The organism is Neorhizobium sp. BETTINA12A (genome assembly GCF_023006485.1).
GTDB lineage: Bacteria > Pseudomonadota > Alphaproteobacteria > Rhizobiales > Rhizobiaceae > Neorhizobium.
Map to the genome: position 1 here is coordinate 1 of NZ_JALBGW010000193.1, position 8,287 is coordinate 8,287.

General features: G+C 60.4%; 9 protein-coding genes and 1 pseudogene. 7 read left to right on the forward strand and 3 right to left on the reverse strand.

The window, feature by feature from the left end:
• The 3 genes from MOV61_RS26400 to rpmG form a co-directional block, all read left to right on the forward strand.
• Positions 1 to 386 (forward strand): NUDIX domain-containing protein (locus MOV61_RS26400; protein ID WP_247138710.1); only part of this gene is annotated, 386 nt, incomplete at its 5' end.
• A gap of 10 nt (positions 387 to 396) precedes the next feature.
• Complete coding sequence (locus MOV61_RS26405; RefSeq protein WP_038542029.1) at positions 397 to 1,581, forward strand: MFS transporter; 1,185 nt, start codon at positions 397 to 399, stop codon at positions 1,579 to 1,581.
• A 91-nt stretch (positions 1,582 to 1,672) separates the two neighbouring features.
• Positions 1,673 to 1,840, forward strand: a complete 168-nt coding sequence (rpmG, locus tag MOV61_RS26410) for a 50S ribosomal protein L33 (protein WP_003547442.1) — start codon at positions 1,673 to 1,675, stop codon at positions 1,838 to 1,840.
• Positions 1,841 to 2,715: 875 nt separating this feature from the next.
• Here rpmG and MOV61_RS26415 read toward each other — a convergent pair.
• Positions 2,716 to 4,086: a PleD family two-component system response regulator gene (locus MOV61_RS26415; RefSeq protein WP_247035247.1), complete on the reverse strand. Its 1,371-nt coding sequence runs from the start codon at positions 4,084 to 4,086 to the stop codon at positions 2,716 to 2,718.
• Between the two features lie 16 nt (positions 4,087 to 4,102).
• Positions 4,103 to 4,474: a response regulator gene (locus MOV61_RS26420; protein WP_038542024.1), complete on the reverse strand. Its 372-nt coding sequence runs from the start codon at positions 4,472 to 4,474 to the stop codon at positions 4,103 to 4,105.
• 132 nt (positions 4,475 to 4,606) lie between these two features.
• Here MOV61_RS26420 and MOV61_RS26425 point away from each other — a divergent pair, with 132 nt between their 5' ends.
• Together MOV61_RS26425 and MOV61_RS26430 are read left to right on the forward strand one after the other, a co-directional pair.
• Complete coding sequence (locus MOV61_RS26425) at positions 4,607 to 4,915, forward strand: DUF3572 domain-containing protein (protein ID WP_247138711.1); 309 nt, start codon at positions 4,607 to 4,609, stop codon at positions 4,913 to 4,915.
• Between the two features lies 1 nt (position 4,916).
• Positions 4,917 to 5,587, forward strand: a pseudogene (locus MOV61_RS26430) (hypothetical protein); the annotation flags it as partial.
• Here the strand turns inward: MOV61_RS26430 and MOV61_RS26435 are convergent.
• A complete protein-coding gene (locus tag MOV61_RS26435; protein ID WP_247138713.1) occupies positions 5,571 to 6,152 on the reverse strand; it encodes a GNAT family N-acetyltransferase in 582 nt (193 codons plus the stop codon). The pseudogene MOV61_RS26430 and the gene MOV61_RS26435 overlap by 17 nt on opposite strands.
• Positions 6,153 to 6,229: 77 nt before the next feature.
• Between MOV61_RS26435 and MOV61_RS26440 the strand changes: the two genes are divergently transcribed.
• Together MOV61_RS26440 and MOV61_RS26445 are read left to right on the forward strand one after the other, a co-directional pair.
• Entirely contained in the window at positions 6,230 to 7,522 is a 1,293-nt protein-coding gene (locus tag MOV61_RS26440; protein WP_247138714.1) for a DNA polymerase IV, read from the forward strand.
• A gap of 108 nt (positions 7,523 to 7,630) precedes the next feature.
• Positions 7,631 to 8,287: L,D-transpeptidase family protein (locus tag MOV61_RS26445; RefSeq protein ID WP_247138715.1), on the forward strand; the 657-nt coding region annotated here is incomplete at its 3' end.

Genomic DNA, 8,287 nt, shown 5'->3' on the forward strand with positions numbered 1-8,287 from the left:
CCCGGGCCCTGGCGCTCGCGGCCCTCAGAGAACTTCAGGAGGAGACCGGGCTTGCGGGCGACAGCGCTGCCGACCTCTCCCGCCTGCGTTATGTCGCCCGCGCCATCACGCCGCCCGGCAATGTCCGGCGCTACGATACGCGCTTCTTTCTCGCCTTTACCGACGAAACCCGCTTCGACATGGCGCTTCTTGGCGACTCAAACGAACTTCAGGACGTGCGCTGGCTTGACATTGCCGAGCTTTCGGGTCTGAAACTCCCGCGCATCACGCAGGCGGTTCTGGAGGACGTGAAAAACCTGATGGCATTCGATCCGTCTTTACCGTTTGGAGGCCCGGTGTCCTTCTACTTCATGCGTCATGGACGATTCGTCCGCAGCCGACTGTAAGGAACATTGAATGGCTCAGCCGACGACAGACGCCAACGGCCATGTCGAGAAGATTCACTGGCCGTCGCTGATCGCCGCCATATCCGCCATCAGTGCCGTGGGCATTGCCATCGGCCTCGGCCTGCCGCTCCTCAGCATCATTCTTGAAAAGCGCGGAATCTCCTCCACCCTGATCGGCCTCAACGCCGCCATGGCCGGCGTCGCCTCGATGGTCGCCGCGCCGATCACCACCAAAATCGCCCATGACTGCGGCGTGGCGCGCACCATGATGTTCGCGGTGCTCATTGCTGCCATCAGCGCCATCGGCTTCTATTACGCGGATGCCTTCTGGATGTGGTTCCCGCTGCGCTTCACCTTCCACGGCGCAACGACGACGCTTTTCATCCTGTCGGAATTCTGGATCAACGAGGCGGCCCCGCCAAGGCGCCGTGGGCTCGTTCTCGGCATTTACGCCACCGTGCTCGCCATCGGCTTCGCGATCGGTCCCCTGCTCTTCTCCGCGCTCGGCAGCGACGGCGTCCTGCCTTTCCTGGTCGGTGCGGCGATCATCATGCTGGCGATCATCCCGATCTTCATCGCCCGCCATGAAAGTCCCGTGCTGGATACCAAGCCGGACCGACACTTCTTCCACTACATCTTCCTCGTTCCGACAGCGACGGCGGCGGTATTCGCCTTCGGTGCGGTGTCGGCGGGCGGGCTGTCGCTGTTCCCGATCTATGCGATCCGTTCGGCGCTGACCGAAGCGCAGGCCGCGCTGCTGCTGACGGTGATGGGCATCGGCAACATGGCCTTCCAGATCCCGCTCGGCCTCTATTCCGACAAGCTGAGGGACCGCCGGCCACTCCTCACCGCCATGGCGGTGCTCGGCGTCGCGGGATCGCTTGCCCTGCCCTTCCTGATCCAGAACTGGATCATGATGGCCGTGGTCCTGTTCTTCTGGGGCGGTTGCGTCTCCGGCCTCTATACGGTGGGCCTAGCGCATCTCGGGTCGCGGCTCAGCGGTGCCGACCTTGCTGCCGCAAACGCGGCCTTCATCTTCTGTTATGCGGTCGGTACGGTTGCCGGTCCGCAGGGTATCGGCGCTGCCATCGATATCGCTGGCAATGACGGTTTTGCCTGGGCCTTGGCGGGATTCTTCGGCTTCTATGTGCTGGTTTCCATCTGCCGAATGCTTTTCCGGTCAAAACGGAGTTGACTTTTCGAGCGCGATTTGTAATTTCGCGCCAGATTTCGCCGTGGACCCAACCCGCGTCCGCGGCTTCATTTTTTCTTAGAGGCAGAACACCATGGCGAAAGCTACGACCATCAAGATCAAGCTGCTGTCGACGGCTGACACCGGTTTCTTCTACGTCACCACGAAGAACAGCCGCACGATGACCGACAAGATGACCAAGACCAAGTATGATCCGGTCGCCAAGAAGCACGTCGAGTTCAAGGAAACCAAGATCAAGTAAACCTTGATCCGAGGGTTCTCGAAGGGCGCCAGCCGAGAGGCTTGGCGCCTTTTCTTTTGGGCATCACTCTAGCGCCGTCCGTTCATTCGGCCCCACCAAGGCGCTCCAGATCCTTAAATTGCCGCATCATGCTCTCCGACAATCGGCACCGGTTTTCGGGCCGATGCGGGAGCGGTATGATCCAGAGCGGGACAGGCTGCGTAGAAATGGAAAAGCGCCGCTCCAGAGGCTGGAAGCGGCGCTTTCAAATGGGGGTCGACCAGCCTGCAATCACGGCACGAGGAACCGCTTTGGTATGCCTGCCGGTCGACCGACCCCACGACCCAGGAGATGCGGCGGACCTGAGCATCATGGGGTATCGGCGTCCCTTTCGGGAACGTTATCTTCGTTAAGCGTCAAAATTGCGCAAAACCAAAAGAAAATCAACAGATTCTTAATCTGATACCGGTTCTGCCACTGTTGTTGGTTAAAATTCGCGTCCGCTATTCATATTTTGCCTGTTTTTCTTGTAAAAAATTAAAGATCATCCCCGAGGCTTTATATGCTTAAGGCAATCAAACTCTTGGAACCTTGACCTGAATTCAAGAACATCCTTGAGGAACACTGGTTATCTCCTCAGCCATGCAATTTCGGAGAAGCCAATTCGCACAGCTATTCTCGATTGGCGGGCCTGGAGCGCCCCATGGATACATTCGGAATTTCTTGAATGCACTGCAGCAGCAGAATTAACCGATCACTGTTCATGAAATTGGTCCATCAATTCGTACCTGTAAAAAATCAGGTTCTCGCTTGAAATAACTGGGGACACCTTCGGCTTTTCCACAGCACGCCCGCCTTGTAGGCGGCCAACATGCAATTTAGGGTTTTCTGATTCTCTAAGCGGCAGCGGCAACCACGCGATTGCGCCCGCCATTCTTCGCTTCGTAGAGCGCGCGGTCGGCCTGTTTCATGAGCTGCTCCGGTGTCTCGGCCCCATGCGCATTGCATGCAATCCCGAGCGATGCCGTGATGTTGAGCATGATGCCTGCCGTCTTCAAATGAAACGGCTGACTTTCGATGATGCTGCGAAGCCGTTCGGCAATCACTGCGGCCGACATCGAATCGGTATCGGGCATGACAACCACGAATTCCTCGCCGCCGTAACGGCAGGCAAGATCGGCTCCCCTTACCGTCGAGCGGACGCGGGCCGCGAATTCCTTCAGCACCTCGTCGCCCGCATCGTGGCCGTAGGCGTCGTTGACCGACTTGAAGCGATCGATATCGGTGATGCAGACGGACAGCGGCCGTGAGCGCGCGGCAGCGCGATTGAACAGTACCTTGAGGTGATTATCGAGATAACGCCGGTTGTTGAGCCCGGTCAGGCCGTCGGTGACGGCAAGCTCGATGGTCTGGCGCATACTCATGCGCAGGCGGTCGTTGTAGCGCTTGCGCTTGATCTGGGTGAGCACGCGGGCCATGAGCTCATTCGGGTCGATCGGCCGAACGATATAGTCGTTGACGCCGAGGTCGAGCGCCCGGACGATCAGGTCGTCAGCACCCATTTCTGTCACCAGGAGCAGCGGCAGGAACCGGGTGCGCTCCAGCGAGCGAAGCTGCGAGCATAGTCTCAGCGGATCGTATTCGTCGAAATTGGCGTTGACGATCACCAGATCGACCGGGTTCTCCGCCGCTTCGAAAAGGGCAGCCTGCGGATCGGACATGGCAATGACGCCGGCGACCGGCTTCAGCGCCTTGATGATGCGCTCCTGCGAGCTTGCGCGGCCATCGACGAGAAGGACCTGGGCCATCTCGTCGCGACCGTCAGCGCCCTTCAGCATGTCTTCCAGCCCGATATTGCTGGCGGTGTCGGCGCGGATGCGCAGCTCGTCGCTGAGCGTCTTCAACCGCACCAGGCTCTTTACCCGTGAAATGAGCTGCAGGTCGTTGACCGGTTTGGTCAGGAAATCGTCGGCACCGGCTTTGAGGCCACGCACGCGGTCGGACGGTTGGTCAAGCGCCGTGACCATGACGACGGGAATATGGGCGGTGCGCGGATTGGCCTTCAGCCGTTCGCAGACCTCGAAACCGTCGATACCAGGCATCATGATGTCGAGCAGGATCAGGTCCACATGGGTGCTGTCGCAGATCGCCAGCGCCTTGTAACCGTCGTCGGCGGTCAGGACATCGAAATATTCGGCCAGAAGCCTGGCTTCGAGCAGCTTCACATTCGCCGGAATATCGTCGACTACAAGTATCCGCGCCGTCATGAGGTCCGTCCCGTTTTCATGCGTCGCCGAGATATGTCTTTATTGTCTCGATAAATTTCGGCACTGAAATGGGTTTCGAGACATAGGCCTCGCATCCACCCTGGCGAATGCGCTCCTCATCGCCCTTCATCGCAAAGGCGGTCACCGCGATCACCGGAATGACATGCAGCTCGTCGTCTTCCTTCAGCCATTTGGTGACTTCGAGGCCAGAAACCTCGGGCAGCTGGATGTCCATCAAAATCAGGTCTGGGCGATATTTTCGTGCCAGATCAAGCGCTTCCATACCGTTGCGGGTCTGGATGGTATCGTATCCCGATGCTTCGATCAGGTCGCGGAAGAGCTTCATGTTCAGCTCGTTGTCCTCGACGATCATGACCCGTTTGGGCATAGCGATCCGTTCCTTAAATCCCGGCTTGCATGAGTGCCTTCAGTATATAAGCTCCCGGAACGGCCGATTCCACAGAGCGCCTATCAGGCACGGTAAAGCCATATAGTTGAAAAAGAGGTAACTCGGCAGACAATGCGGCGCGACCCCGGTAATACTCGAAACAGCAGACCCCAGGCGGAAGAGACCGCGGCCGCCATTCTCGAATGGCTCGCCAACGAGCCCGATATGCTCGGCCGTTTCCTGGCCCTTTCCGGCGTCCAGCCCAATCAGCTGCGAAATGCGGTGAACGATCCGGGCTTTCTCGCCGGCATGATCGATTTCCTGATGGGGCATGAGCCGACTCTGCTGGCCTTCTGCGAGGCGACGGATACAAAGCCTGAAACCGTGGCGGCCGCCTCGCACCACTATTCCGGACCCGGGCTCGATTCCGGCGACTATTGAGATGAGCGAGATCCTCGACCTTTCCCATGTGCGCCTCGGCGACCGGCCGCTCGTCGTCTGCGACATCGACGATGTGGTGCTGCACTTCGTGGCGCCCTTCCAGGACTTTCTGCGCGGCGAAGGCCATGAACTGCTGCCGCGCTCGTTCCGGCTCACCGGCAATATCGTTTCCATAGAGACCCAGATCGCGCTCGAACATCCGGACGTGCGTCGGTTGATCGAGGCCTTTTTCGAAGCCCAGGAAAACTGGCAGATCCCGTTCGACTTCGTCGTCCAGACGCTCGACGCGCTGTCGAAGGATGCCGACGTCGTGTTCCTCACCGCGATGCCGCCGCGCTACCAGGAGCACCGCCGCCGGCTTCTCGACCGGATCGGCCTCACCTTCCCGCTGATCGCCAGCGAAGAACCCAAGGGACCGATCATGCAGCGTCTGCACGACGGACGCCCCCTGCCCTGCGTCTTCATCGATGACATGGCGCATAACCTGCACTCGGTGCGGGATCACGTCGCAGAATGCCTCGTCCTCCATATGATGCCCGACTCTCCGCTCCACCTTCTGGCGCCGAAGCCGGACGACGGCATCATCCGGGCGACGAACTGGGGTCATGCTGCCGAACTGATCTATACCCATATCCAGTCCAAAGCCGCCTGACATCTAAAGTTCCAGCCGCATCAGCGGTCGTCCGTCCTTGCGGCGCTCCACCACTTCGAAGCCGGCGGCGTCGAAGATCGCCGTCGAGCCGATGCACAGCGTCACCGATTTCGACTGCTTCACATGATCGATCGGACAGGCATCGACGAACCGCGCTCCCATATGCCGCGCATAGTCGACGGCGCCAGACAGCAGGCGGTGGCTCAGTCCTTTGCCCCTGAGCTTCGGCGTCAGGAAAAAGCAGCTGACCGCCCAGACGGAGGGATCGGTTGCATCCGCCTCCTCCAGCGGGCGCGAAACGGTGCGCGGCGAATTGAACTGCGGCACATCATGGCGCGGTCCGACCTGCACCCAGGCCACCGGTTCACCATCCGCGTAAGCCAGAATGCCGGGCGGCGGACCAGCATTTATACGGTCGTGGATATGATCCTTCCGCTCCTGCGGCTGCATCTTGGTGCGCACCGCATGCGGCAGGCGCAGAGCGACGCACCAACAGTGGTAGAAGGCACCCTGCGGGCCGAAGAGCATTTCGAAATCCCCCCAGCGCTCTGCCGTCACGGGCTCGAAACGAAGATCGATATCCACGCCAAACCTCTATGCTCTCCCTTGTGACTCACGAGCTTAGGCCTTAACGTCGCGGTGTTCAACCTTTGTTCTCTGCCATGACGCCTACGCCTGACAAGACACCCGGCTTCTGTCGCGACTGCCTTGCGGAGCAGAAGGCGGAGGTGCGCCGTTGCCGCGCCTGCGGCAGCCCGCGTCTCGTCTATCACAACGAACTCTACGCATTGACGCTGGCGCATATCGATTGCGATGCCTTCTATGCGACGATCGAAAAGCGCGACAACCCGGAACTCGCCGACAAGCCGGTGATCATCGGCGGCGGCAAACGCGGCGTCGTCTCGACGGCCTGCTATATCGCCCGCATCAATGGCGTGCGCTCGGCGATGCCGATGTTCAAGGCGCTGGAACTCTGCCCGGACGCCGTCGTGATCCCGCCCAACATGGAAAAATACGTCACTGTCGGGCGGCAGGTGCGCGCCATGATGCACGATCTGACGCCGCTGGTTCAGCCGCTGTCGATCGACGAGGCCTTTCTCGAACTCGCCGGAACCGAACGGCTGCATCACGCCCCGCCGGCCCGCATCCTTGCGAAATTCGCCAAGCGGGTGCAGGACGAGATCGGCATCAGCATCTCGGTCGGCCTCTCCTATTGCAAGTTCCTCGCCAAGGTCGCCTCCGATCTTCAGAAGCCGCGCGGCTTTTCGGTGATCGGGCGGCAAGAGGCGCTGGAATTCCTGGCGGCCCGGCCGGTCACCACCATCTGGGGCGTCGGCAAGGCTTTCAACGCGACACTGGAGGCGGACGGAATCCGCACGATCGGCCAGCTCCAGACCATGCAGGAGGCCGACCTGATGCGCCGCTACGGCTCCATGGGCCAGCGGCTCTATCGGCTCTCGCGCGGCATCGACGACCGCGAAGTGCATGTCAACGATGCGGCGAAGAGCGTTTCGGCCGAGACCACCTTCTTCGACGACATCTCGGGTTATGACGACCTCGTGCCGATCCTGCGCCGGCTTTCCGAAAAGGTCTCGACGCGGCTGAAGAAACACGGGATCGCCGGCCAGACTGTGGTTCTCAAGCTGAAGACCGCCGACTTCAAGAGCCGCACCCGCAACAAGCGGCTGGAAGACCCGACCCAGCTCGCCGACCGTATTTTCAGGACCGGCCTGTCGCTGATGGAAAAGGAGACCGACGGCACCAAATTCCGCCTGCTCGGCATCGGCGTCACCGATCTCGGCGACCCGACACTTGCGGACCCGCCTGACCTCGTCGACCGCCAGGCCGGCCGCCGCGCGGCTGCGGAAGCGGCGATGGACAAGTTGCGCGACAAGTTCGGCAAGGCCGCGGTCGAGACCGGATATACTTTCGGAAGCCGCCGCCGGGATCAATGAAATGTGATCCGTTATTAACCATAACGTTAAAACTACTCGCGGCGCGGATAACCTTCCTTAAACCTCATGCGCTAATGTGCCGGTCTTGTATTGCGTATGGGGTCGGTCATGTTGCGTCGCCTGGTGTTCGGGTTAGGTCTTTTGTCTGCGACCATGCTGTCGCATGCAGCTTTTGCGGAAGGTGCCCGCACGCTGCAGATCATCGTTTCCAAGGACAAGCAGTCGCTGGTCGTCTATGACGGCGAAACGGTCGTCGCCACCTCGAAAGTGTCGACCGGCAAGGAAGGCCATTCGACGCCGAGCGGCATCTTTTCGATCCTCGAAAAGCAGAAATATCACGAATCCAACCTCTATTCGAACGCGCCCATGCCGTGGATGCAGCGCCTCACCTGGTCGGGCGTCGCGCTTCACGAATCAAACAGCGTCCCGAACTATCCCGCCTCGCATGGTTGCGTGCGTATGCCGGGCGCCTTCGCCAGATCGCTCTACCAGATCACCGAGCGCGGTGCGCATGTGATCATCACCGACGCACCGGTCGTGCCGCAGCTGATCGAGAACGCCAACCTGTTCCTGCCGCGCAAGCCGCTGCCGACCGGGCCGCTGCTTTCCGACGTCGAGCTCCGGACCTCGTCGATCGGCAGCAGCGCCAAACCGGTCGAAGTGGCGATGAACGTGGCTCCGAACAACCCCTCGATCGTCCATCCGACCACCGGCGCGTCGCCGCAGGCGACCAAACCGGCCACGGCCGCAACGGAAGATGCCGCG

Bases quoted from the DNA above. Each gene is read 5' to 3' on its own strand.
- MOV61_RS26425 (WP_247138711.1), top strand. From the start codon at position 4,607: ATGCGGCGCGACCCCGGTAATACTCGAAACAGCAGACCCCAGGCGGAA.
- MOV61_RS26440 (WP_247138714.1), top strand. From the start codon at position 6,230: ATGACGCCTACGCCTGACAAGACACCCGGCTTCTGTCGCGACTGCCTT.
- MOV61_RS26415 (WP_247035247.1), bottom strand. From the start codon at position 4,086: ATGACGGCGCGGATACTTGTAGTCGACGATATTCCGGCGAATGTGAAG.
- MOV61_RS26405 (WP_038542029.1), top strand. From the start codon at position 397: ATGGCTCAGCCGACGACAGACGCCAACGGCCATGTCGAGAAGATTCAC.
- MOV61_RS26420 (WP_038542024.1), bottom strand. From the start codon at position 4,474: ATGCCCAAACGGGTCATGATCGTCGAGGACAACGAGCTGAACATGAAG.
- rpmG (WP_003547442.1), top strand. From the start codon at position 1,673: ATGGCGAAAGCTACGACCATCAAGATCAAGCTGCTGTCGACGGCTGAC.